Origin of the sequence: Pontibacter actiniarum, from assembly GCF_003585765.1 — a bacterium.
Classification (GTDB): domain Bacteria; phylum Bacteroidota; class Bacteroidia; order Cytophagales; family Hymenobacteraceae; genus Pontibacter; species Pontibacter actiniarum.
The window spans coordinates 818924-844529 of record NZ_CP021235.1 but is presented as its reverse complement, the minus strand read 5'-3'; the positions used below and the strand labels follow the sequence as shown (position 1 = coordinate 844529).

Here is a 25606-nt window from a genome sequence, read left to right as displayed (position 1 = left end):
GGCAGGCGCTGTGGTGTTGCGGGCACACGGTTTCAATGCGCACCGTTAGTGGTTAGCGGGCAGCAAGGCTCCTTAGCTTACCAAAGCCATACTTCTGGCCTGCTCCCGGTAGGCCTCCTTGCCAAATCTCCTGAGGGTACGGTAGTGCGACTGCAAGGCCGCGAAGAATGTGGGGCTCTCCAGGTAAGGCAGGTCGAACTCTGCGGCTGTTTTCCGCACAATGGCGGCTACGGCCGGGTAGTGCACGTGGCATACCTTCGGGAAGAGGTGGTGCTCAATCTGCCTGTTCAGGCCGCCAAGCAGGAAGCTGGCGACTGCGCTCTTGGGGGCAAAGTTCGCCGTGGTTCGCATCTGGTGCTCGGCCCACGCCTCCTCCACATTTCCCTGTTCGTTCGGCACCGGGAAGTCGGTTCCCTCCACCACGTGGGCCAGCTGAAAGACCAGCCCCATCACCACGCCCTCTGCCAGGTGCATGGCCAGGAAACCCAGGGCCGCCTGCCACCAACTCAGGTGTAGCACCAGCACGGGCACTCCTATAAAGAGGAAGTAATGCAGTATTTTATAGAAGAACAGGTTGAAGTATTCTTTTTTAGGGTGCTTTGCACGGTGCTGCCCGATCGATTTCTGAAAGAACTTCACGTAGTCCTTGCGCAGCACCCAGGACAGCGACGCCAGGCCATACAGCCAGAACGCATACAAATGCTGGTAGCGCTGCACCCTGTTCACTTTCTCACTTTCGTCCAGCCGGATCAAACCGGGCGCCACTTCAATGTCTTCGTCGTGGCCGGGAATGTTGGTGTAAGTATGGTGTACAATGTTATGGGAGATGTTCCAGAGGTAGGGGTTGGCCCCAATCAGGTAAAAAAAGTAGCTAAGGCCCTTGTTTACCCTGCTGTTTTGGGAAAACGAGCCGTGGATGGCATCGTGGCAAACGTTAAAGCCGATAAAGGCGGCAAAGGCCCCAAGCAGCACGGCCAGGCCCAGCATAGCCCAAACGCCAAACCACCCCGAAAGTATGAGCAGGTACAGCGATAAGAACCCGGCCAGAAAGAACACGGCTTTGGTCCACATCAACCCATTTCCGTTTTTGGAAAGGTTGTTTTCCTTGAAGTACAGCTCCACCCTTTTGCGGGTGGTGGCAAAAAAGGCAGACTGGTTGGTGTTAATGAATTTTACTTTGTGGGACATGTAGGTGCTTTAACTGAGGAAATTTAAAATGGAATGACTTCTTCAATCTGTAATTCCAGGGCCTCAATCACTGCAACAACACGAATAAAAAAAGGAAAAAGAACCGGCATTGGTGCCGAGCAGGCAGCCGGATACCTATGCGGGCGCAAAACCTAACGGTTAAAACATCAACGGAACCTCCTATAATGCTGTTTTAGGCTTTTAAACCCCGCATTGCTCTTGTGCCAAAAGCATGCCAAGCTGCAGCCTCGCCCCATAACCAGACACCGTGGCATACCGACACAGCGGCAGGCGACGGGCGCATCTTTCCTAGCCGTAAGGGCTCCGCCGTCAGCCAGGGCAACTGGCCGTGGCTGGGGCGCTTTTTATGGCTGCCCATGCCCTGCCAGCTATAAAGAATTAATTTATTTTAATGCACTGATGCGGCATTGTAAATTATTTGGCGTAAATTGTCAAAAATAATGAACATATACACCGCTAAAAATGTAGTAGGTGTATAACAAACAAAATCACATGAATAACGGAACAGTAAAATTCTTCAATGACTCGAAAGGGTTCGGGTTCATTAAAGAAGCAAATTCAGATCAGGAGTATTTCGTACACGTATCAGGTTTGGTACACGAGATCAGAGAAAACGACGAAGTAACTTTTGACCTGCAAGAAGGAAGAAAAGGACTAAATGCGGTTAACGTTAAGCGTGCTTAGTTTTAACATATTAGTTACTATAAAAAAGCCTTACATGCGTAAGGCTTTTTTATTTACTTCCGGGTGATTGAGAGCCCTCTCTTCATCCTTCTGTTTCCATTCCGTTTGACATCAAATCTTGTAACCTCCTCTAATGAACAGAAAATATCTAGTAGACACAACAACGCGCGAGTACCTTTGCGTAGCTCTTAAGAAGGGCCAGGACTGGGTTCCGAACAACCAGGACGTCCTACAGCGCTTTATGAGCTCCCGCTCCAACAGCATCCTCCCAGAAACAGAACTGCTGTCCGGCGAATTCAACGACAACTCCTTCTTTGAGAAGTGGATTCGTAACGGCACCAACTTCTTGTTCCAGTACTAGGCAGAGGACTGTAACACTTTAGGGTCCGCAGGAAGTATATTAATAAACATCAAAGATCAAGAGCACATTATGGGCAAATCACAGGAAACTTTCAGTAAAAAAGAAAAAGAGAAGAAAAAGCTAAAGAAAAGACAAGACAAAGAACAGAAGAAGGAAGAGCGCAAAGCCAACTCCAATAAAGGAAAAGGCATAGACGAAATGCTCGCCTACGTGGATGATGAAGGTAACATCACCACAACGCCTCCGGACCCGACCAAAAAGAAGAAGGTTGTAAAGCAGGAGGATATTCAGATCGGCGTGCCGAAGCAGGAAGACCTGGACCCGGCGGACCTGATCCGAAAGGGCACCATCACGTTCTTTAACACCTCCAAAGGCTATGGTTTTATAAAAGACCATGAGACCCAGGAAAGCATTTTCGTACACCAGAACGAGATATCGGGCACGGTGAAGGAGAATGACAAAGTCAACTTCGAAGTGGAGAAAGGCCCCAAAGGCCTCAACGCAATTAATGTGAAGGTTATCGCATAAGTAACGCTGCCTGGCGCTCCCAACCCCAGGACAAGCAGTTATTCCGTTGCCCGTAATTCCATTATACAAGCCACTGTACGCACACGGAAGATGCTGATCCCCTCGGTGTCGGCACATTTCAAATACTCCCAAAAAGCAAAAGCCCGTCATTCACTTGCGGGCTTTCGCTTTTTACGCCTCCGCGCGCGGCAGGCAGGCTCGCTTCTTTCCTGCTGTGCCCCGGCCATACCTCGCCTGGCGCAAAACCAGTTATACTTTTTGCTCAAAATCCCGACCTTTGTAGCCTTATGCCTACAACAGACTTACTTCACCACCTTCCGGACCTACCCGTTAAAGAAGCACTGCCGCGGCTGCTGCAGGTCCTGAACACATCAAACCGTGCCGTGCTGGAAGCCCCTCCCGGCGCCGGTAAAACCACGCTTGTGCCGCTGGCCTTGCTGGAAGCCGACTGGCGGGGTGACGGGAAAATCCTGGTGCTGGAGCCGCGCCGCCTGGCAACGCGGGCTGCTGCCGAGCGTATGGCCGACCTGCTAGGGGAGCCTGTAGGGCAAACGGTGGGTTACTGGGTACGCATGGACCACAAGGTATCCCGGAAAACCCGTGTAGAAGTCGTGACCGAGGGCATCCTGACCCGCATCATCCAGGACGACCCGGCCCTGGAGGGGGTGGCGGCCATTATTTTTGATGAGTTTCATGAGCGCAACCTGCAGGCAGACCTGGGGCTGGCCCTGGCCCTGGACGCACAGGCTGTGTTGCGCCCCGACCTGCGCCTGCTGGTGATGAGCGCGACCCTGGATGCCACCGCCATCGGGCAGTGGCTGCAGGCACCGGTCGTGCAAAGCGAAGGGCGCCTGTTCCCGGTGCAGACGCACTTTCTCTCCCCTGCGGAGGTGGCAGCCGCCGGCAACTACCCCTCGCAACGCCTGGCCACTCTAACGCCCAAGGCCATCCGGCAGGCCCTTAGCCAGGAGGCCGAAGGCGATCTGCTGGTTTTCCTGCCGGGCATGGGCGAGATAAAGAAAGTGGCGCAGCAACTGGAAAACACCCTTGGCCCCGCCATAGAGCTGCACCTGCTGCACGGCGACCTGCCTCTCTCGAAGCAGGTTGCCGCCATCCAGCCCTCTCCCAAAGGCAAACGCAAAGTGGTGCTGGCCACAAGTATAGCCGAAACGAGCTTAACCATTGAGGGCGTTACGATTGTGGTTGACGGCGGCTTTGCGCGCGTGCCCCGGTTTACGCCCCGCACCGGCCTGACGACCCTGGCCACCGTGCCCGTGTCGCAGGCCGGGGCAGACCAGAGGCGCGGACGAGCAGGCAGGCTTGGCCCCGGCGTGTGCTACCGCCTGTGGTCCACGGCCGACCAGATGCAGCTGCCGCCCCGGCAGAGCCCCGAGATCCTGGACGCCGACCTGACAGGCCTTGTACTGGAGCTGGCTTTGTGGGGCGTGAAGGATGCGACGACCCTCAACTGGCTCGACTCTCCCCCGGCCGCTGCCCTCGCCCTGGCAAAAGACCTGCTACAGCGGCTCGAAGCCCTGGATGCTGCCGGAAACCCCACGCCGCACGGCAAGGCGCTGGCCTCGCTGGGGATACACCCGCGGCTGGGGCACCTGGTTATGCGCGGCCATGAGCTGGGCTTCGGAGCAACGGCCTGTGCCCTGGCAGCCCTGCTGTCGGAGCGGGATGTGCTGAAGCCCCTGCAGCTGGGCTGGGGCGAAGGCATACCCGACCTGCAGCTCCGCCTGGAACTTATAGCCGGTAAAAGCCCCGTCACGCCAGGTTTTGTGGTGGATGAGAACGCCTTGCGGCGCGTAAAGGAGCAGGCACAGAACCTGCGGCAGCGGTTGCGCGATGCCACAGGCAACCTACACCCGGAGCTGGCGGGCTTGCTAACCGCCCTGGCCTACCCCGACCGCCTGGCGCAGCGCGAAGCCCCGGGCCGTGTGCGGCTGGTAAGCGGGCAGCGGGCCAGCCTCGCCACCGAGTTATTCGGCGAAGCGGAGTTTTATAGTATAGCGCACCTGGATTTGGGCAAGCAGCCGCGTATCCTGCTGGCGGCTCCGCTGGCTAAGTCAGATTTGCTGGAGCACTTTTCGGAACAGGTGGAGGTACTGCAGGAGGTGCGCTGGCACGAGGGGTCGCAGCAGGTGGTGGCCCGCCACCTGACACGGCTGGGGGCTTTGTTAGTGGAGGAAAGCACGGTTTCCAAACCAGACGCCGACAAGGTAGCAGCAGCGTTGCTGCAGGCTTTGCAAGAAAAGGGAGTGGAACGCCTGCCATGGTCGGAGGAGGCGCTGCGTACGCGGCAGCGTTTGGCTTTTCTGCACCGGCTGGAGCCGGAAAACTGGCCGGACACCTCTGATGCAGCGCTGGCAGCAAGTATGGATAGCTGGCTTGCCCCGCACCTGCACGGCCTGCGCACCCTGGACCAGGTGGCCAGGCTAGACTTTAAAGAAATACTGCTTGCGGAGCTGGCCTGGGAGCAGCGGCAGGAAATGGAGCGGCTGGCGCCGTCGCACCTGCAGGTGCCCAGCGGCTCCCGCATTGCCCTGGATTACTCGGATGCTGCGTCTCCCGTGCTGGCTGTGCGCCTGCAGGAGGTGTTTGGACTGCTGGACACCCCGCGTGTTGGCGGCGGCAAAGTACCGCTGCTGCTCCACCTGCTCTCCCCTGCCTCACGCCCGGTACAGGTAACGCGCGACCTGCGCAGCTTCTGGAGCAACGGCTATTTTGAGGTGCGCAAGGACCTGCGTGGCCGCTACCCCAAACACCACTGGCCGGATGATCCCCTCACGGCCCCACCGACACGGGGCACGAAGAAAAGGCCGGGCTAAGAACCGGGGCCGGTGCACTTAGCCCAGCCCCGGCGCCATACTCCATCCTGAGGGCACAACTACGCCCTCAGGCCGTGCCTTTGTGGCCGCCGTTAGTCTTTGGCTTTATGAACAGGCGCGCGTGATCTATTTGCCTCTGAAAATGAGTTCTTTTAGTAAAGAGTAAGCCGTACAGCCGAAGCAACACCCCGGTGCTGTAGCGAGAGCAGCAAACTACCAGCCACCCCGGGCCTGTCACCAGCCTGTGCCGCTTCCGGCTACTCAGCCTACCAGCAAAAGCCACGGCTGCCTCTCATCACGTCAAAGCCTTACTGTTCTGTATATCAATCCACTCCGGCCCTTCCCCGGCGTGAAAGGGACCGTAGTAAAGTACAAACCGATAGGCGGTGCTCCTTTATTTGGCGGCTGCGGAGCATGCTATTCTAAAAAAATTCCCCTATTTTAAGGTTCTGAATTCCCGATTCACTATAAAAACTAGTTTAAACCATACGCTACACCTCACCACTCCTGCCTAACTACACACCATGGAACACATCATCAGCTTTATAAACGACATCGTCTGGAGCAATGCCCTCATCATACTTTGCCTCGGGGCAGGTATATATTTTTCAATCGTAACCAGGTTTGTGCAGGTGCGCTACATCCGCGAAATGCTTCGCCTGCTTTTCCATGGGGAGTCGTCTCAGAAGGGCGTGAGTTCCTTTCAGGCCTTTTCCATTGCCATTGCCGGCCGGGTGGGCACAGGCAACATTGCCGGTGTCGCCACGGCAATTGCCATGGGCGGGCCGGGTGCGGTTTTCTGGATGTGGGTGATTGCCTTCCTCGGTAGCGCCTCTGCCTACATCGAAGCTACCCTGGGCCAGATATACAAGCAGGTAAAAGACGGCGAGTACCGTGGCGGCCCCGCTTACTACATCGAGAAAGGCCTGGGTGTAAGGTGGTATGCCGTTGTTTTCGCCATTGCCACCATCATCAGCATGGCCCTGTTTTTACCGGGCGTGCAAAGCAACAGTATCGCCTCCGGCATCAACACAGCCTTCGGGGTGCCGATGGCCGTAACGGGAGCAGCGGTTACGGCGCTTCTGGCCCTGATCATTTTCGGTGGCGTAAAGCGCATCGGTAAAGTAGCCGAGGTAGCCGTTCCGTTTATGGCAGGTGCCTACATCCTGATGACGGTGGTGATTATTGCCATGAACGTGACGGAAGTGCCTGCCATGATCAGCCTGATCGTCCGCTCCGCCTTCGACGTTGAGCCTGCTTTTGCCGGTGTGTTCGGTATGGCGATTTCGTGGGGCGTGAAGCGCGGCATTTACTCTAACGAGGCCGGGCAAGGTACAGCCCCGCATGCCGCAGCGGCCGCGGAAGTTAGCCACCCGGCCAAACAGGGGCTGGTACAGGCTTTCTCGGTGTATGTGGATACGCTTTTTGTTTGTACGGCCACGGCCTTTATGATCCTGTTTACAGGGCAGTACAACGTGGTAAACCCGGAGGGAGGCTTTATTGTGGAGAACCTGCCCGGGGTGGCCTTTGGCCCTGAGTTTACGCAGCAGGCGGTGAATACCTACTTCCCTTCGCTGGGCAGCGGCTTTGTCGCTATCTCCCTGCTGCTGTTTGCCTTCACCACCATCATGGCCTACTACTACATTGCCGAAACCAACCTGAGCTACCTGAATGCCAAGGGCAACAAGTGGATGCTGTGGGCGCTGCGGGCCCTTATTCTGGCCGCTACCTTCTACGGCTCTGTGAAGACGGCAGAATCGGCCTGGATGCTGGGCGACATTGGCGTGGGCATTATGGCCTGGCTGAACGTGGTGGCGATCCTGCTGCTGCGCAAACCGGCGCTGCGTGCCCTCAAAGACTACCAGGCCCAACGCAAAGCCGGACTCGACCCGGTGTTCCACCCGAAGCAGCTGGGCATCCAGAACGCAGATCAGTGGGACAAAACAGCCGAAGAGAACAAAGAACTACAGGCCGTTTAGCACCAGAGTTTTTTACCGGGGAAGCCCTTGCCCAGCGCACCACCGCCTGTGCAGGGGCTTTTCCTTTTCAGCAAACACCACACACTTTCTATCACCATGAACCGCTATACCTCCCTGTTAAACAGTAAGCTCGTGAGGCTGATCCTGCTTGTTTTAGCCATGTATGTCATCTACAGGTTTGGGGAGAGTGTGGGGGAGTTTCTGTATTATGTCAGCCACTCGTAAGAAGCTGGGCCCTGCCTGCTGTTGATTTGGAGGAATAATCTATATCTTTACACCATCCATCAATAAAAAAACACCATGTATACAGGATTACAGCATTTACACTCCTACATGACCTATCTCGTGCTGCTTGGGCTCCTCGTCAGCCTGGCGGTAGCATTCGGCGGTATGTTCGGCAACAAGCCCTTCGCAGACAAGCACAGGAAACTAAGCCTGTTCGGCCTGATTCCGGCGCACCTGCAGTGGGTAATCGGCGTGATTTTATACTTTGTATCGCCGCTTGGCCTCTCTAACTTTTCCGGAGAAGCCATGGGAGACTCTGTTTCCCGCCTTTACATCTTAGAGCACCCGCTTACGATGATCATCGCCGTGGTGCTGATCACGGTAGGCTATTCCCGCGCCAAGCGCCAGATCGGAACAGAGAAAGGATTTAAGAGCATTGCCATTTTTTATGCGCTGGCCCTGATCCTGATCCTGATCCGCATTCCGTGGAACGCCTGGCCAAATAACTAAGCCGGAAAAGCTGGCACAGTGCCGGAGCTAGCCTTGTAGGTTGCTCACCGGCGCTGCGGCTTGCCTCATAGTATACTTACACAAAAGCGCCCTTGCTACGTATAGCAAGGGCGCTTTTGTGTAGGGGCAGGCTTTCTTTATCCTGAAACATACCAGGAAACAACAAGCCGTTAGAATTGATTCTTTACACGGTAAGCACGCTGTTGGTGCCGCCGAACTCGTTGGGAACTTCGCTATCGGCCTCCGGCTCGTTGCGCCACTCGGTCCCGTTTACCAAGTACTTAAACTCGTGCTGCGTGTTCTTCGGCAGCGACTGCACCGTCTCAAACGTGCCTCCCTTTTTCCTGTTCATCTCAATCGGGTTGTCCCAATCGTTGTTAAGGCCTACCACCTCTACCCTTTCTGCGTTTTCGATGCTTACTGTAAACTTAACCTTGCATTGGTCCTTGGTTTTCAAATATGTTTTCTGAATCATCTTTTTAAGGTTTTAATCCTACGATTAAAGCTTCTACGTTCTGCTTTGCAGAAGGCCAGCGGGCGTTCTCTTTTGGTTTGCGCCGTTCCGAGGCCGGTATTCGTTTGGGTAAAAAAACAGGATAAGCAATACGGATTAGTGCTTTATTTCCGGGACACGCCGTATTAAGGCTGCTTTACGGGCAAAAGGTACGCAATGTTGTTGGCTCCTGCTCGTGGAAAGGTGGCAGGCAAAAAAAGACGCTCGCGGTGTCCGAAGGGTTCGCGAGCGTCTTTGTAGGTTAATGCTTCTCTATTCTAACATTTTGAAATGAATACAAATGCTGTTGCAGTAGTCATAAATGCTACTTATGCAAGTACAATCCTGTCTATCCATTAATCCTGCCAATCCTTTTTCATCCTGCAAATCCTGATTCAGACAATTACCTCTCCCACTTCACTTCCGGAAATACTGCTTCCAGCTGTCGCTTGATAACGCGGTAATTGCCTTTCCAGAAAGAAGCCAGATCGGACACGGTGGTGATCGGCTTTAGCTCCGGGGTGAGCAGGTGCAGCTCTACTTTCATTTCGCCGGCATCTACGGTGGGGCTTTCTTCCCAGGCCAGGATGTCCTGCAGGCGTATTTCCAGCTTTGGTTGCTCGCCCTGCGCCTTGTACTCCAGCTCTATACTTGATCCATCTAGCAAATTTATACTTGCAGGTGCCAAAACCTCCAGCCTCTCACGCTGTGCCTCATCCAGGTACTTCTTTTCCAGTATCGGCAGCAGCTCCAGTTCCATCAGCTCGTCGGGGTGCTCGATGTCGGAAAGGTGTGGGCGCAGCCAGTCCCAGTTGGTCATGAGCAGGGTGCTGGTGCTTACGTCGGGCCAGCCTTCTGCCGGTCGCCATTTACGCAGGCTCAGCACGCGGTTTTGCCACTGCGTTAGCTCTTCGTTAAAGTCCAGCAGGTGCTCGCCTTCCAGTTTAATGGCTTCGGAGATGGCAGGTATGCGGTGCTTCTCGTCGGGTGGTGGCAGCGGCTTGCTTTGCAGCACAATGCTACCGATGCGGGTATCCATCGAAGCCGTTAATTCGCCGTCGTTCACATCCCAGTGGTAGCTTTCCTGCTGCTTTACGAGCGGAGCCAGGTCGCGGGGGTTGAGCGGTGAAGCCAGGAAAATGCGGCCGGGGTTATCGCCAGTGCCTGCGTGCAGGTGCGCAATAGCCAGCCAGGACTCGTGCGCCAGGTCGTCGCGGTGACCGGCAGAAGCATATTGGCCACTAGCCAGCTGGAACTGCGCATTATTGCCGGGGCGGGCGTAAGCAATACGCTCCGGGTAGCAATGCGCCAGCAGTACGCCTGTTTCATAGTCATCAAAGCTGCCGTTCTCGGGATCTACCTCAAACAAAGAGCGGTACGAGCGAGCTATCTTCTCTATCTTGCTGAAACGCTTGCCCTGCCCCTGCTCTTTCCGGTAGCGACGCAGCGCTTCTACTCTTAAATTAATGTCGATGCCGGCGTTGCGGTCCAGCGGGTCGCGCTCTTCCAGCACGGAGGCAATGTCGCTTGCTAGCGCCACCTGGTCGGTTTCTTCGGCTTTGAGCAGCATGTGCGCAATACGCGGGTGGCAAGGCAGGGCGTGCATGCGCTTGCCATGCTCTGTGATGCGGCCATGCTCCAGCGCCTGCAACTGGTGCAGCATGTCGGTGGCATATTGCAGGGCAGCACGCGGCGGCGGGTTCAGCCAGGTAAGGCCACGGATATCGGTAATGCCCCACTGCGCCATGTCCAGCACCAGCGACGACAGGTCTGCTTCCATAATCTCGGGCGTACGGTGCGGGGCCATGCGCTCATGCGTGGTTTTGCTCCACATGCGGTAGGCGGTACCAGGGCCCAAACGTCCGGCGCGACCGGCACGCTGGTCGGCGGCATCCTTGGAGATGCGCACCGTTTCGAGGCGCGACAAACCAGACTTCGGATCGAAACGGGAGGTTTTGCCGAAGCCCGTATCCACCACCACCGAAATACCTTCTATGGTTAAGCTGGTCTCGGCTATACTTGTAGCCAGCACCACTTTGCGCCTGCCCTGGCGGTCGGGCATAATGGCGGCGTACTGCTTGCCGAAGGGCAGCATACCAAACAGCGGGTGTATCTGGAAATTGCGCAGCTCCCTGCGCAGGATAGTTTCTACTTTTCGGATGTCGCCTTCGCCGGGCAGGAACACCAGGATATCTCCCTCCTGCTCCTGCGCTGCCTGCTTTATAACTTTTGCCGTCATTTCGGGCAGCATGCGGTCGTCGGCATCGCCGGTGTAATGCGTTTCGATGGGGTATTGCCGCCCCATACTTTGTGCCACCGGGGCCTTGAGCAGGCTCGTGAGCTGGGGCATATCCAGGGTAGCCGACATCACCATAATGCGCAGGTCCGGGCGAAGCGTGTGCTGCGCCTCCCGGCTCAGGGCCATGGCTACATCGGCATGGATGCTGCGCTCATGAAACTCGTCGAAGATCACAATGCCGATGCCCGTCAGCGCACGGTCGCTGTGGATCATGCGGGTGAGGATGCCTTCGGTGACGACCTCGATGCGGGTGCGCTCGGAAATGCGGGTCTCAAAACGAATGCGGTAACCGACGCTCTGGCCTACCTCCTCGCCCAACAGCTGCGCCAGGCGCTCGGCAATGGTTTTGGCCGCCAGGCGCCGGGGCTCCAGCATCACGATCTTCTGGCCGGTCAGCCATACTTCATCAAGTATAGCCAGCGGCAGCAAAGTGCTTTTACCGGCTCCGGGAGGGGCGTTTACGATCAGCGTATTCTGCGCCGCCAGGTGCTCCCTAACGGCAGGTATGATTTCCCGAACGGGTAAGTCTATGGTAAATGGGTTGAAAGGCAAGGGGGTAATATATAAAATCTAGTTTTTGATGTCGCAACAGATTGGCTACTATATACACCTATTAGTATAGTACTATCTAACAAAAATAATTATTAGAGTATCAAATCTTCTTCAAAAGATTTGATACAACAGCTCCATATTTAATCACCAGAGTATTGAAAAAAGCAGGTTCAACATCAATAATAAATGATAGATACCCTGTTAAATAGGATACCTGCTCAGGGTTCAGGAGCTTCTTGTTGTACTGGTAAAGTAACATTTTAATAAACTCTTTATTTTCTCTTCCTATAGAAACTTTACCTTGTGGCGTGATTATAAGGCCTGTAACCATCCTCTTACTTTTTCTAGACATAAACTTTGTCTTAGAACTATTGATGGTCAACTTTGGGTGATTATAATTAATAAGGACAGATTTCAGCTTTTTTAAGAAATCTTTACAGCCATTCTTTTTTGATGTTGAAAAGACAATATCATCTGCATAGCGAGTGTATAAAGAATTGGAATCAACTTTCAGAGCTTCTCTAGCCAGTAACTCATCAAGTTCAAACATAACTATGTTACTTATTAGAGGAGAAGAAGGAGCACCAATAGGTAAGCCATTTTTGAATAATACTAACTCCAATACTTTATAATCATCTAAAGATAATTCTAAACTTGAGTTTTCTAAAACTTTCTTCAAGTCAGAGAAAGAAATCGAAGAAAAGAAATTTTTGAAATCAATTCTTATTGAATAAGGAAATTTTGCATGTTGCTCTGCATTTCTTTTTATGGGTGCTTTTACTCCTTTTATATAACCTACCGCAGCATTATGAACCTGCAGCTTTTTCAAAATTAAATCTATCAATATATACTGTACTGCCTTTACCTGTTTTGATGGATGATATATCGTTCTAGTTCCTGTGGTTTTTTTAGGAATTTTATAAATTCTATAGTTGTTCTGAGCAGTATTGATAAGATTTTTTGTTTCGTTGAAACTTAGCCCATATATATTAGATATTTTTTCAATAATCTTCATTCAAATGGCTAATTCGGGATGTTGAGTATTTTGAATAATAGTTTAGAACTTTCGCTCTTAAATCAATAATATTTAAATCAGGGAAACTATAGAAGTAAGTATCATGCTTGTAAGTATTTATGTAAAAGTCTACTTCCTTTCTTATAAGACCTACAGAAATAAGAAAACTTAACTCAAAATTGATTTTCAAGAACTTGTCTGTATCATAGATATACCTAAGTATATATAATATTTCCTCGAACTTTACTGGGGAGAAAAGTGTAACTAAATCTCTTACAAGCATTAGTCTGAATTTCTTAAAATTAGCACCGTTGAACTTGTCATATGTATCAAACTCAACTTTTACTGATCTCTTTCTCTGCAGGTTCTTGCTTAAACTTTTCTCAATTTCACCTATTGAAGCAAGTATTGATTCAAATTTTGCGTGAATAACAGGAGAGAATTTAGATTCTTTTTGAATCTTGGCTAAAGGTCCTTTATTTATAAATGAATCTTCATTCATAAATGCTCTCTCATTTATAGCCAAAATCTTTTTCACTAATTCGCTTTTCAAAGAGAAAGCACCCAACTCGGCTATTGCACCAGGACTTTCTAAAATAATAAGTACACAATCAGTATAAGAAGCCAACTCATCTTCAAGAGTTAATAAGTCAACGGGTGAATCTCCAAAGCTACGATAGAAATCTTCTGCTAACAGGAATAAATAGTCTTGTAAATGCTTTTTAGTGTAGTCATAAAAAGAATCGCGTGCTGTTGTTCTCTGCGTATTAGATTTCGCTCCAAAAAGAAATACAATCTGAGACTCTGCCTTTATATACGCTCTTTGACTAACAATTGACTTTTTTATTTCACTGATGATATCATTTTCAACTTTTATTCTGTCAAACCTTTTAACTCTCATTTTTAAGGGGAAGTATAAGGTAGCAACTACATAGAGCTACCTATTTATTAGAATCGAATTACAAAGGGAAGCAAGCTAATAAGCTGTTGCTCCCCTTGGGGAGCAACAGCTTATTAGCTTGCTTCCAAAGGTAAAAAATACAATAAGTGTCTGGTTTACACCCGACAAAACTTTAATTAAATTAAAGTTTAAAAACTAATTCAATTCTAATAAATAGGTAGTAATGATTAGTAGAACAACTAAGAATTCAATCTAGCATCATTGAACTACATATCAAAGATAAAAATAATTGATGCTAATCAAAATATTTAAAAGAGCAAGAAGTTCCCCCGCTGGCGCGAGCTTGCAGCTCGTGCCTTTTCTTTTCCACGCAGCAATACCTTCAGCACGAGTAACAGTACGAGCTACAAGCTCGCACTAGCACAGAACCACACTAGGCACCTTATACCAGCAGCCAAGCAATTTGCTAAAACCTGAAAGCAGCTGTATATAGTATAATCCATTACATGAGCAGGAAGTATAAATTCCATAACCAGGAAGGGCTATACTTTGTGAGTTTTGCGGTAGTCTATTGGATAGACGTGTTCACGCGGGAAGAGTACTTTGCCATACTTACCGATAGCCTGGACTACTGCCGTAAAAACAAAGGCATGGAGATCTATGCCTGGTGCATCATGCCTAGCCACGTGCACCTCATCTTCCGGGCCAAGGCCAACAACCCGAGCGTGCTGCTGAAGGAGCTGAAAACCTATACTTCCAAACAGCTGCAAAAAGCCATTGCTGAGCACAACCAGGAGAGCAGGAAAGAGTGGATACTGTGGCTGATGGAGCGGGCTGGTCTGAAAAACAGCAACGTAAAGCACCGGCAGTTCTGGCAGCAGCATAACAAACCTATTGAGTTGTTGAGCGCTGCCGTGATAGACCAGAAAATCGATTACATCCACAACAACCCTGTGGAGGCTGGTTTTGTGACGGAACCGGACCATTGGAAGTATAGCAGCGCGATAGACTTTAGCGGTGGCAAAGGGGTGCTGGAGATGGATCTCGTGTAGCATAAAGTCACGAGCTACAAGCTCGCGCCAGCGGTGGATCGTCAATTAAACTTAGACTACATGGATCGATATCATCTACATTTTGATAGTCATCAAAGAATCGGACAAGGATATCATTATCTTCGATAGGTGTATCTAAACCTTTCACAACTCTATCCACGCCTGTAACTGGATTGCTCAGGCATTTCTCATAAAATTAAATTTTATACTTTTCGAACATAGCATCAACATCTTAAAACGAACTTCTGAGACAACTGCATGGTGCAAGCCTTTACGATGCTCTTACAAAAGCTATCCATTCATCAAGTAGTTGCTTTAAATCAACTAGTTTAACTTCGTATTTCTCGTTGATGATTGCATTTGGAGGCTGTATGTGGACGCCATCGCTAAACAGTGCCCCATCTACAGAATAGAACGCATCAAAATCTTGCCCAGCCACTGCTAGCTTAATTTCATCAAGCAGATACTCAGGCTCTCTATCACTTAACTGGTTAAGCAAGCTGCATAGAAAATAAGATTCAGTCGTGATTTCAGATTGCCCGCAGTAAACCCGGTTCTTAATTTTATTAAAAGTTAGTTTATACTGCTCGCGCTTTGTCATTAGTTAAGCTTCTAAAGCTATAAAGGTAAGAATTGCGAGAAAGTCTGTGCACGTCAATCTTAAATTATCATCTAGATTTCTCCTCACTGGCACATATTTGCAGCTCCTGCTTTTAGAAAGCTATGTTTTCAGAAAGAGATAGAATTTAGCGGTGGCAAAGGGGTACTAGAGATGAAATTGCCTGAAGAGTGGAGGCACGAGCTGCAAGCTCGCGCCAGCAATGAGATTTTTAAGTCAGTAAAACCACTGTTGCAAAGCTAGGGCTGCGCCGATTTAATTCTTAAAGCAGCTTATCGTATTAGAATTCATGTTAGAAGCTTTCCCGCTTCATTTCTAATTCATAATTTCTAATTTTTAATTTGGCACAGCACTACTCTTCGAAGCCTTCCCGAAAATCTTTCAGATGGGCGTAACATACGGGGCTGCTGTTTTCTTTCCGCTCTGCTTTTTCCTTTACCAGTTCCTCATAGTTGTCTGGGGTAGCCAATATCCTGCACTTAGGATAAAGCACTATTCCCCGCCTGATGATCTTGCTGTTCGGCTCTATCTCCTCCGCGTTTACCCCTTCGGCCCTATACACATGAATCGTGAAGAAATGGTAGTTCGTTTTCTTCGCATAGCCTTCTGCCGTTATCCTGCCGGTTATCGTCCGCTCGCCGATAAAGTCTGATGTCTCCCCTTCTACATAAGGCGTGTACACCGACTCCGCCCATGCTACTTTACAACCTACTGTCAAGTTCATATTTATGTGATGTGCTTTATTTGCTTTACGTGTATCGTGCCGCAACATATACATTTCTGGGCGCAACCTGGAGGTATACCCAACACCGCAAGCTGGCCTTTGCTGGCGCGAGCTTGCAGCTCGTGTCATGTCTTTTCTAAGCAGCTACAACTTTAGCAAGAAAACAGTTGGGCTACGAGATAGCACAAGCGCCATCCAAGCTCAGGAAACAGCAGTACATAAAGCGTTGGGATGTCTACTGCTACAATACAAAACCCACCCCAGCTGTAAAGTTTAAGATGTGAGCATTCTGGCCGGTTGCAAAGCTGTATTGCTGCCTGCCCGCATAATAGTCTGAAGAAAGCATCAGGCACCAGCGGTTTGCTATTTTTTGACGATAACCTACCCCAAGCGAAGCACTTAGAGTAGATTTCTCAGATTCTGAAGCAGCATCATCTGATTTAGCTTCTTCACGGGTGTACAAGCGCCCCAGCCTGGCTTTAAAATCCACTGACGAGTTATCTGTTAGTTGCAGGGTGTACATCGGGCCGATCATTAGAGTACCGTAGCTCAGTTCAACTTCTGTTGGGACAGTATAAGTAGTTCCTTGGTTATTAACTGTAGCATCCAAGTCAAAGATATGCGCACCTCCCGCCCATGTTCCGGTCACTCCAAAGCCTTTACCAAAAGTATAGCCAACATTGAGCAGATTCAGATTCAGTCCGGTTCCGGCTTTAACGTTATTATTACCTACTAAAAAGCTTGGCCCCAGCCCTACGCCAATATACCCTTTATTTGGACGGTCCTGGGCTTGCAAGGGCACCTGATACGCTACCAACAGCACCAGTGCAATTCTGATCAGGCGAGAAATCTTTTGCATTATTTTAGCATTAAACTGTATAGTACAATATAGCTCTTATATTCTGTTTTTGAGGCTGTTGAAGCAAATAATTTAAGCTGCACAATTTGCTATGATATCTTGATAAATCTTCGTTCCCCACGCTTGCAGCTCCTGCCTATACTTTCCACGCAGCTATACCTTTGGCAAGTGTAGCAGTGCTATATCACCCAAACTAACACCGTGTGCTGTGCTAACAGATTGGCTTTTCTTAATGAGTAAATTCTAACGATAGCTTAAAAAAAATGCTTTATTCTCAGAAGTAGCCATGCTACTGCAACTATAGAAGCCATTCCTATCATTCTATTTCCGAAACTATAAACAAAGGTGTCGGCAGCCGCACCAGAATTCTTGTTTTTGAGGGCTTTAAAAGATTCTGGTTCTCTTCCCTTTAGGGTATCAAAACAAACAGTATTACCCATCGAACAAGCAGTTCTATGTATTCAAACAGAAAGCCGCTGATGATTAGCTGAAGTATGCTTTCTGGTATCCGTTATGATCTTTCGCTGCTAAACAAGATTACCAGCTCACCTTTTGCCCTGGATGATAAGTTGCTTTGGCTCTTTTCTCCACGTCTTCGCGGTAGTAGGCTACGTCTTTAAACTGCCTATCGGCATAGCGCTGTGCCTGGTCATCGAAGTGCGGAGAGGCAGGGTTTCCGCTCTGGCCGCCAGCGAGCATGGTCTTGGCTTTCACTTTATCACCAAACTCCACTACCGCCACAAAGCTGTTGCCGGAGGTGCCGTACAGGCGCTTGGTGTTGTAGGTATTGGCTCCAAAAGAAGCCAGCGCTCCCCAGTTGCCCGACGCCATGCCTACCGGTATACTTGGAACCGCATCGTTGAACGGCTGCTGTATGTCGCCGGTAAGGCGCTGGTAGCGGTTGATTTCTCCCCAGGGCGTGTTCCATTGGCCAAAGTCATTCTCCAGTTGGGTGATGGTCTCGCTGAAAATCTTCAGGCGCTCCGCTTCCGGTGCAGTGTTGGTATAGTAGTCGAAACGCTCCATCAGGTTCAGGCCTTTCGGGGCACTGCCATTACGCAAGGCATTGGTGGCATAAAAATGCGCCAGCGACATCGCTACCGATTCTTTAGACACGGCATAGTTCCAGTTGCGCAGCTCATTTATGGCCTGCTTCAGTTTCGGGTCGTTTGGCTTTTGGGTATCGTAAGCTTTTACCAGCCCCGGTAGCAGCACCTCAAAGCCCGGTAGGTATGGGTCGTAAGCCAGCTCTATTAGTTTATCCAGCGTCAGGTTATCTGCTTTTTGAAGCAGGCGGACAGCATGCACGCCCCGGAAGTTTTCAGGCGATGGCGCCATGTATACCGGGTAATCTTCTTTTTTCGGGCTATACTCAGCTGCGGCAGTGAAGGGTGTGGAGTTACAGTTCTGTATCCAACCATTTGCCGGGTTTATGAGCCGTATCGTTTCCTCCAGCGGGTGCAGGCCGTTCCAGTCGGTTTTAGGGTTGCTGCCATCTACTGGCTTGGAGTAGTCAAAAGAGGTATCGCGTTTCGGGAAGAAGTTACCGTGGTAATAGGCAATGTTACCTTCCGCATCGGCATACACGGTAGCGTTAGAGGAGTTCGTGCGTAGCTGCATCATCTCGTTAAACTCCTTCAGGTTGCTTTTCTTGGTGCGGGTATAGGACTGGACCAGCGCATCCACCGGCTTCCACATCAGGGCCGTAGCTACCCATTTGTCGCCGTTTTTGTGCGTGATGGGTCCGTGGTGCGTGCGGTAGGTGGTAAAGGTTTTTTGCTTCAGCTCACCCCCATCTTTGTAAGCCAGCGTTACCTTGCCCGTCGTGACAGGGCGCAGCTCCTCACCATACTTGTAAAACAGCTTGCCATCCTGCTTTACAATCGTTTCCTCAAACTCATCAATCACATCGGCGTAGGCAGAAGTATGCATCCAGCCGGTTTTCTCGTTAAAGCCCTGGTACACGAAAAACTGTCCCCAGGTAACTGCTCCATAAGCATTCAGCCCCTCTTCGCTCACCGCATGCACCTCTCCTCTAAAGAAGAAAGACGTATGTGGGTTAATCAGCAGCATCGCATCGCCGGAAGCCGTGTGCTTGCCTGCAATCGCAAAACCGTTCGAGCCTTTTGGTTCTTCCAGAATTCCCGGCTTCACCAATCCATAACTATTCATTCCAAGCGATTTATCTTCCCCATAGAAAGCCTTGATGCCTTTGGTAGAAACACTCTCGATATCGCCGCCGATGGAGCCTTCGCTGAAGTACATCGGCATCCAGGGCTCAAAGCGCGTCAGCAGCTTTGGCTTTACCTCCGGGTGCGTGTGCAGGTAGTAATTGATGCCATCGGCAAAAGCCTGGCAAAGCTTTTTCAGCCACTCCGGGCTCTGCTCATACTGGGCTTTAGCTTCTGCCTCTGTCATGTAGAGGCGGGCACGCAGGTCACTGTACAGCATCTCCTCCCCTTCAACTTCTGCCAGTCGGCCGGTAGCCCACAGGTAGTTGCGCTCCACCCGGTTAAAGTCATCTTCGCACTGGGCATACAACAGCCCAAAAACCGCATCGGCATCTGTCTTGCCATACACGTGCGGCACGCCAAAGTTGTCGCGCATAATGGTCACGCGGGCAGCCTGCTCCTCCCACGTTGCCACCTCTGTTTTGGAATCCGCTTGCTCTTTAACAGCACAGGAAGAAAAATTCAGGAACAAAAGCAGCAGGAGCAGCTGGGGTTTTAAAGTATAGCGCATAGGTTAGTCTGGTGAAAGGAAACGATGAACCAATTTAAGGATAATTTTAGAAACCTCCTGCCTGTCAGCTCCATCGCTGGTGCGGGTTTATAGTAGCTGTACGAGCTGCGTAAAAAATAATAGCAGCAATTGTATGCTTACTACAGTGGAGGAAGGGGCTTTATACTTCAGTTACTGTGTTTGCGATTAATTCACTTTTCTTGTCTCACTTAGGCTCTTGCCTTGTAGCGTCAAACGCTCGCGGGACCTTCGGACACCGCGAGGTCTTTAAATTGCTTCTTCTACCACAGATGAACATCTGTGCCAGAGGGGTAAAAAAATGATCAAGTGAAAATTATGCTTGTTGCCTCTGTTTCGTCAAGTAGCAATTATTCTCAAATTGTTTGCTGGACGAGTACTGTTAGGTGATTTTTTATCAAAGAGTTTTTTGTAGTAACATCGGGCTTAAACAGTAAACAGAAGCACCCACAAATGCGCAGGATTTCGTAAATAGCATTATGAGCCGAACAGAAACGATTGAGGAGTTTTATAAAACCAAACTGAACTGGGTGCCTGATAACATCCGCAGGGAGATCGGGCATTTCAACGTGTTTAAGCTCGACGACTTTGTAGGCTGCCACTCCAAACCTATTCCATATAGCCGCAAAGATTACTTTAAGATCAGCCTGATTATCGGCCGGAACAAAGTACATTATGCCGATAAAGTGGTAGAGATACAGAAACAGGCGCTGCTGTTTGCCAACCCGCAGATTCCTTATAACTGGGAGCAAATTGATGAGCAGCAGTCAGGTTTCTTCTGTGTTTTTACGCCAGCCTTTTTCCATCACTTCGGCAATCTGAACAACTATGAGATGTTCCGACCCCACGGAAACCCGGTGTTTGAACTGACCGACGAGCAGGCTGCTAAAATAAAGGCTGTGTTTGAGCGCATGTTCGAGGAAATCAATTCTACTTATACGCACAAGTATGATGCACTCCGAAACCTGGTGTTTGAGATTCTGCACCATACTGCCAAAATGCAGCCTGCCCAACAGGCCGAAAAGCAGCACACCGATGCGTCACACAGAATAGCTGTGCTGTTTCTGGAGTTATTGGAAAGACAATTTCCGATAGAAGATACCAGGCAGCGGGTTATCTTGCGATCTGCCTCCGACTTTGCCGACCAGCTCTCCATCCACGTGAACCACCTGAGCCGGGCCGTTAGGAAAACCACGCAAAAAACCACCTCCGACCTTATCAGCGAACGCCTGCTGCAGGAGGCCAAGATCCTTTTAAAGCACACCGACTGGAACGTGTCTGAAATTGCCTTTGCACTCGGTTTTACAGAGGTGACTCATTTCAATAACTTCTTCAAGAAAAAACTTCAACTCAACCCTACCCAGTTCAGAAGTGTTAGCATTTCGTAAGGTAAGGTTAGTTTTTCGTTACCCTGACCGGCTACTGCCACGCTACCTTTGTTCCATCACTAAAATCATAAAACTATGGACGCAAAGAAAGTATGGTTTGTCACTGGGGCTTCCAAAGGACTGGGGCTCACCTTCGTTAAAAAGTTATTAGCAAACGGTTATCGTGTAGCGGCAACTTCCCGCAACGTGCAGTCGCTTGAGCAAGCGGTAGGAGAAGCATCAGACCTGTTTCTACCCCTGGCAATGGACGTGACCGACAACGATGATGTAAAAGCAGCTATTGCCAGCTGCGTGCACCACTTTGGGCGCATAGATGTGGTGGTAAATAATGCCGGCTACAGCTTGATAGGCACTTTAGAAGAACTGAGTGATGCAGAAGTAAAGGATAACTTTAATGTAAATGTATTCGGGTCGCTGCACGTTATCCGCCACGCTTCGCCATACTTACGCCAGCAGAAGTCAGGGTATATTTTCAACATCGCCTCTATTGGCGGATACACGGGAGGCTATCCTGGGTTTGGTATCTACTGCGCCACTAAATTTGCGGTAGCAGGCCTTACAGAGGCACTTGCCGAAGAAATGAAGGACTTTGGCATACACGTATCGGTGGTGTATCCGGGTTATTTCCGTACCGATTTCCTTTCAAGCGGTTCCGTTAAAACAGCCGCCAACCCTATAGCGGCCTACGAAAGTGCCCGTGCCGTAGAGCAGGCACACCTCCACGACATTAACGGCAACCAACCCAACGACCCTGAAAGAGCTGCCGAGATCCTGATAGAACTAAGTGAGCAGCCAGCACCACCCGTGCACCTGTTCCTGGGCAAGGATGCGTATGCGGCTGCCACGCAGAAGAATGACCTTATCCGGCAAACGATGGAGGAATATAAAGCAATGGCAACTTCCACTGAATTTGTTTAGCGCTAAAACTGGCGTGGGAGTAATTTCCGTGTCTTAAAGTAATGTCGCGTCTGCGACTCGCTAGACGGCAGAGGTCAGTTATACATTGGCACATGGATGAAGTTGTGCCCTTAGTGACGCTACTGAGAAGTTAATCGTTGCTGGGTTCTGCGAGCCCGTGAAGTCGCAGACTCAACATTATTGATAAGTCACGAATCTGAAGATTTGCGCCAGCACCACCAAAATAGGACACTCCAGCGCCCCAGCTTATTGCACGCTCCATTTCTGGCGCGGATTTTTAATCCGTGCCTCAGTAGCATGTTGGATTTGCAATCCGACTGGGCCAGCGGTCCAACACACAGCCACGCATGAGTACAGCCGCTAACAATCAAAATAAATCAACCTGAAACGACCTCCTCAAGGGAAGGTAAGCGCTTCCTGTTCAGAAACAATCAAGCAAGTTATACTTCAAAAAAAGATTACATGGCAACAACCATAGAAGAAACCAAAGCCTACATCGGCATGTGGGTAACAGCCGATGGCTACATCCGCCACGAGCTGCTGCCGGGCAACCGCTACGACGAAGCACGCGGTAACAGGAAAAGTGCTTACCAGGGGAGTTACAACGTAACCGGCAACCACATCGACTATAAAGACGACACGGGCTTTACCGCTGACGGAGAGTTCCGAGAAGGCATTCTCTACCACGCCGGGATGGTGCTGTATAAGGAGGAAAACTAAAAAAGACGTGACGGAGGGAAAGGAAGCGTATTTTATACTTTGTAAGGCTGCCTCCCTTCCTCACATTTATGCCTCCGCTGGCGCGAGCTTGTAGCTCGTGCCTTTTTCGTTTGTCCCCAGCCACACCTTCAGCACGTGCAGCAGTAAGAGTTAAAATCACCCTCCACTAGCGCAACACGCCCCACTCCCCGGCAGGCTATAAGGCAACAACCACTATTCTGTACCAGCTGCAGCATGCCACGCAAATGTCCAGGACAAGCAACACTTTGTCCATTGAGCGCGGGCCTGAAACACCGGAAATTTGTATTGCTATTAGAGGTTTAAGCATCATCTGCCCCATAGAAAAAAAATGTGTTGAGGCAGAGAAGCTTAAGGGGTGCTTTTGCTGGTGCATACAACCCGGGACCCTTCTAGCGCATCTTCAGCAAAATAAAACTAACCAACCTATGAAAAAGTTATTACTCGCGGCGGCCCTCCTGGCGGGCAGCTACTCCTCGCCTGTGCAGGCGCAGGTTTCGAAACAAAAGGATAAGGAGGCGCGCGCGCAGGTTATGCTCCTGGGCACGTTTCACTTCGCCTACCACAACAAAGACATCATCACGACCGACAAAAAAGACCAGATCGATATCATGTCTGAGCAAAGCCAGCGCGACATTGAGAAGATTGCCAGCAGGGTGGCCAGGTTTAAGCCCACTAAGATTGCCCTGGAACTGATGCCGGAGGAACAGCCCAGGATAGACTCGCTGTACCAGGCCTACCTCGACGGCCGCTATGAGCTGGAAACAAGCGAAGTGTACCAGTTGGGTTTCCGGCTGGCCAAACAGCTGGGGCACCCGCGCGTGTACTGCATCAACGCCTGGGGCAACCTCGATGGCTACGAAACCCCGGGAGGTAAAGACCTGGAGCTGCGGGAGGATGTAAAGGAACGCCTGGCCCCCTTCTGGAAGTACCTACGCCAAACCGCACTGGCCCGCGACTCCGTGGAGAAGCTGGCGGGTAACCAGCCGAGTACTGTTTACAGGCTAGTTCAGGACTGGAACAAGCCGGAGTCCATCCGCCGCAAGCATGAAAATTTTTTCCGGGAGGCCTTTCAGTACGAAGAGCAGCCCTACGACTACACCGGTGTAGACTGGTACAGCGCCACCTGGTTTAACCGTAACCTGCGCATCTTCCGAAACATCCAGCGCATTACCGAGAGCCCCGACGACCGCATTCTGGTGATCTACGGCGGCGGCCACCTGGCCCTGCTGCAGGAAGCCGTGGAGAGCTCGCCCACGCACCGGCTCGCACCGGCCCATAAGCTGTTGAAGTAGCAACCTGCCCTGCATAGCACCCCTTGCTGCTGCGCCTGCCAGGCATGAGCTTCCGGCTCATGCCTGGCAGGCGCTTTGCTTTTACGGCGTCTATAGTAGTCGTAAAAGCTGCCTTTTCAGACAGAGAGTGCTTCTCCCATCAAGAAAACTCACCTCCTCCCCCCTTCAAAAAGTATGCTCTCCTGCAGGTGTAGCCCAGGCCGCGCATTTGCAGCTTTTTAGCCAAATGATTCACAGCTACTTCTACAGCCTCTTTCTTTTTTAGCAACCTTCTGATAAACCCTTCGCTTTGCAGCACGTACTATGGAAGCGAAAAAACTCAAAGCCCCACACTATCGGTAAAGATCTACGCTTCTAGTTTAAACCCTTTATTTACTTAAATTGTACTTTATATGAAAAAGCTCATATGTATTCCTTTGTGCCTTTCCCTTTTCTTTACCTCCTGCAACGATGAGGACAGCGAAACCGTCATCCCAGCGGTTTCAGAGATTGATGCTGACATGCGCGGCGACTGGACCAACACTTCTGTGAAGCGTATTTACTATTCAGATACCGATACCGTGATGTATGCCGACTCTGTAAAACGCCAGGCGTACTTCAACTTCAACGGCCAGCGCATGACGGTAACCCTGCCAGGAAGCTCCGATAAAGACGTATGGACCTATAGTTTCCCGGATAAGAACGACTCTACTTTCATACAGCTGCACCAGGACACGGTTACCACAAACTACACCGTAACCGCTTTATCAGACACCGCCATGGTTTGGGTAGAAGAAAGACCTTGGGCCGGTTTCCCGGAAGAGGTGCCGGACGAGGATAAAACAACATCCAGGGTAGGTGTTTATACCTGGAGATTTGTTCGTGGAAAATAGCGAAACAACAAGCACATAACTCTGCTTACTGGCGCGGGCTAAAAGCCCGCGCTTTTTTTATGCTCCAAAGGATCTGCTTTGCGGCACTGCTCCGTGTATCCTACAGCCACCGAGTACCGTTGCATGAAGTATAGAACATATAAAAGCATACGAATGAAATACTTACAAAAATATTACTTCCTCCTACTTCTTCTCACCACGCTGTCGCTAACGGGGTGCCGGACCAGTACCAGCGCCACAGATGCGGCCACCGCAGAAGGCCAGCGCCTGTCCCCGCAAAGGGTGGATATCAGGGGCACGATCGTTACGAGCCGGTACGACCAGGGGCAGGTTATGCTGGAGGTTGAAGCCTTTGGTGCCTCGCCGGAATCGCGCTATAACAGGGCCTACGTGCTCGTACTGCCAACCACGCAAATCATCGGCCCGGACGGGCAGTCTATCAGCCTGAGCGAAATACGGCAGGGGCAGCACGCCGCCGTGTTGATACGAGGCGGCGGCCAGGGAAACCAGGTGGGCATGGGGGTGGCCCGCAAAGTATGGATCGAAGACACGTACTAACTTATACTGCGATGTAAGCCTCCCAGAAGCCTGTGCTCCTCCTCTTGGCGACCTCCTTTGCGGCGCTCGCAGGCACAGCAAAGCTGGTAGGAAGTATGCCAAGCACAGTAAACGGAGACAAAAGCGGTAGGAACAGCAGCCACCTCCGGCGGTAAAAAAATCGAGAGCAAGTGCGCCTCGTCACCTCAAGGTTGGCCTGGACTGCCCCAAAACAACACAGCCGCTGCCTGTTT

General features: G+C 50.7%; 23 protein-coding genes. 14 read left to right on the top strand and 9 right to left on the bottom strand.

Annotated elements, in window-relative coordinates; genetic code table 11:
* Positions 1-72 precede the first annotated feature (72 nt).
* Positions 73-1188, bottom strand: a complete 1116-nt coding sequence (locus CA264_RS03635; RefSeq protein ID WP_025604682.1) for a fatty acid desaturase family protein — start codon at positions 1186-1188, stop codon at positions 73-75.
* Positions 1189-1701: 513 nt separating this feature from the next.
* On the opposite strand from CA264_RS03635, the gene CA264_RS03630 reads away from it, so the two are divergent.
* From CA264_RS03630 to CA264_RS03605, 7 genes are all read left to right on the top strand, one after another.
* On the top strand, positions 1702-1893 hold the full coding sequence (locus CA264_RS03630; RefSeq protein ID WP_025604680.1) for a cold-shock protein: 192 nt from the start codon (positions 1702-1704) through the stop codon (positions 1891-1893).
* A gap of 133 nt (positions 1894-2026) precedes the next feature.
* The gene (locus CA264_RS03625) at positions 2027-2254 is read left to right on the top strand and encodes a hypothetical protein (RefSeq protein ID WP_025604679.1); all 228 of its coding nucleotides are present in this window, start codon (positions 2027-2029) and stop codon (positions 2252-2254) included.
* A gap of 69 nt (positions 2255-2323) precedes the next feature.
* The gene (locus tag CA264_RS03620) at positions 2324-2782 is read left to right on the top strand and encodes a cold-shock protein (protein WP_025604677.1); all 459 of its coding nucleotides are present in this window, start codon (positions 2324-2326) and stop codon (positions 2780-2782) included.
* A 287-nt stretch (positions 2783-3069) separates the two neighbouring features.
* Positions 3070-5616, top strand: coding sequence for an ATP-dependent helicase HrpB (hrpB, locus tag CA264_RS03615; protein ID WP_025604676.1), 2547 nt, complete (start codon positions 3070-3072; stop codon positions 5614-5616).
* A gap of 524 nt (positions 5617-6140) precedes the next feature.
* Entirely contained in the window at positions 6141-7595 is a 1455-nt protein-coding gene (locus tag CA264_RS03610) for an alanine/glycine:cation symporter family protein (protein ID WP_025604674.1), read from the top strand.
* Positions 7596-7691: 96 nt separating this feature from the next.
* Positions 7692-7820: a hypothetical protein gene (locus CA264_RS22335; RefSeq protein ID WP_257791731.1), complete on the top strand. Its 129-nt coding sequence runs from the start codon at positions 7692-7694 to the stop codon at positions 7818-7820.
* A 75-nt stretch (positions 7821-7895) separates the two neighbouring features.
* Entirely contained in the window at positions 7896-8330 is a 435-nt protein-coding gene (locus CA264_RS03605) for a hypothetical protein (RefSeq protein ID WP_025604672.1), read from the top strand.
* A 184-nt stretch (positions 8331-8514) separates the two neighbouring features.
* Here CA264_RS03605 and CA264_RS03600 read toward each other — a convergent pair whose 3' ends face one another.
* The 4 genes from CA264_RS03600 to CA264_RS03585 form a co-directional block, all read right to left on the bottom strand.
* Complete coding sequence (locus tag CA264_RS03600) at positions 8515-8805, bottom strand: isoamylase early set domain-containing protein (protein WP_025604670.1); 291 nt, start codon at positions 8803-8805, stop codon at positions 8515-8517.
* Between the two features lie 421 nt (positions 8806-9226).
* Positions 9227-11674: an ATP-dependent helicase HrpB gene (gene hrpB, locus CA264_RS03595; RefSeq protein ID WP_025604668.1), complete on the bottom strand. Its 2448-nt coding sequence runs from the start codon at positions 11672-11674 to the stop codon at positions 9227-9229.
* Between the two features lie 100 nt (positions 11675-11774).
* A complete protein-coding gene (locus CA264_RS03590; RefSeq protein WP_025604667.1) occupies positions 11775-12689 on the bottom strand; it encodes a retron St85 family RNA-directed DNA polymerase in 915 nt (304 codons plus the stop codon).
* Positions 12676-13590 (bottom strand): retron St85 family effector protein, encoded by a 915-nt coding sequence (locus CA264_RS03585; RefSeq protein ID WP_025604665.1) that lies wholly within the window; start codon positions 13588-13590, stop codon positions 12676-12678. The genes CA264_RS03590 and CA264_RS03585 overlap by 14 nt, the downstream gene beginning before the upstream one ends.
* Before the next feature lie 506 nt (positions 13591-14096).
* Here CA264_RS03585 and CA264_RS03580 point away from each other — a divergent pair.
* Positions 14097-14642, top strand: a complete 546-nt coding sequence (locus CA264_RS03580) for an REP-associated tyrosine transposase (RefSeq protein WP_025604663.1) — start codon at positions 14097-14099, stop codon at positions 14640-14642.
* Positions 14643-14913: 271 nt separating this feature from the next.
* On the opposite strand, the gene CA264_RS03575 is transcribed toward CA264_RS03580, so the two are convergent.
* From CA264_RS03575 to CA264_RS03560, 4 genes are all read right to left on the bottom strand, one after another.
* The gene (locus tag CA264_RS03575) at positions 14914-15243 is read right to left on the bottom strand and encodes a hypothetical protein (protein ID WP_025604661.1); all 330 of its coding nucleotides are present in this window, start codon (positions 15241-15243) and stop codon (positions 14914-14916) included.
* 370 nt (positions 15244-15613) lie between these two features.
* On the bottom strand, positions 15614-15985 hold the full coding sequence (locus CA264_RS03570; RefSeq protein ID WP_157593627.1) for a hypothetical protein: 372 nt from the start codon (positions 15983-15985) through the stop codon (positions 15614-15616).
* A gap of 241 nt (positions 15986-16226) precedes the next feature.
* A complete protein-coding gene (locus tag CA264_RS03565; protein WP_025604657.1) occupies positions 16227-16844 on the bottom strand; it encodes an outer membrane beta-barrel protein in 618 nt (205 codons plus the stop codon).
* Positions 16845-17381: 537 nt separating this feature from the next.
* Positions 17382-19586, bottom strand: a complete 2205-nt coding sequence (locus CA264_RS03560; protein WP_025604655.1) for an acylase — start codon at positions 19584-19586, stop codon at positions 17382-17384.
* Between the two features lie 497 nt (positions 19587-20083).
* Here CA264_RS03560 and CA264_RS03555 point away from each other — a divergent pair, with 497 nt between their 5' ends.
* The 6 genes from CA264_RS03555 to CA264_RS03530 all read left to right on the top strand — a co-directional run bounded on the left by CA264_RS03555 (position 20084) and on the right by CA264_RS03530 (position 25373).
* Positions 20084-20992, top strand: coding sequence for a helix-turn-helix domain-containing protein (locus tag CA264_RS03555; protein ID WP_025604653.1), 909 nt, complete (start codon positions 20084-20086; stop codon positions 20990-20992).
* A gap of 75 nt (positions 20993-21067) precedes the next feature.
* Complete coding sequence (locus CA264_RS03550) at positions 21068-21910, top strand: SDR family NAD(P)-dependent oxidoreductase (protein ID WP_025604651.1); 843 nt, start codon at positions 21068-21070, stop codon at positions 21908-21910.
* Positions 21911-22372: 462 nt separating this feature from the next.
* On the top strand, positions 22373-22630 hold the full coding sequence (locus tag CA264_RS03545) for an Atu4866 domain-containing protein (RefSeq protein ID WP_025604649.1): 258 nt from the start codon (positions 22373-22375) through the stop codon (positions 22628-22630).
* 446 nt (positions 22631-23076) lie between these two features.
* The gene (locus CA264_RS03540) at positions 23077-23943 is read left to right on the top strand and encodes a DUF5694 domain-containing protein (RefSeq protein WP_025604648.1); all 867 of its coding nucleotides are present in this window, start codon (positions 23077-23079) and stop codon (positions 23941-23943) included.
* Between the two features lie 392 nt (positions 23944-24335).
* Entirely contained in the window at positions 24336-24815 is a 480-nt protein-coding gene (locus CA264_RS03535) for a hypothetical protein (RefSeq protein ID WP_025604647.1), read from the top strand.
* A 153-nt stretch (positions 24816-24968) separates the two neighbouring features.
* Entirely contained in the window at positions 24969-25373 is a 405-nt protein-coding gene (locus CA264_RS03530; protein ID WP_025604646.1) for a hypothetical protein, read from the top strand.
* Positions 25374-25606: the final 233 nt, after the last annotated feature.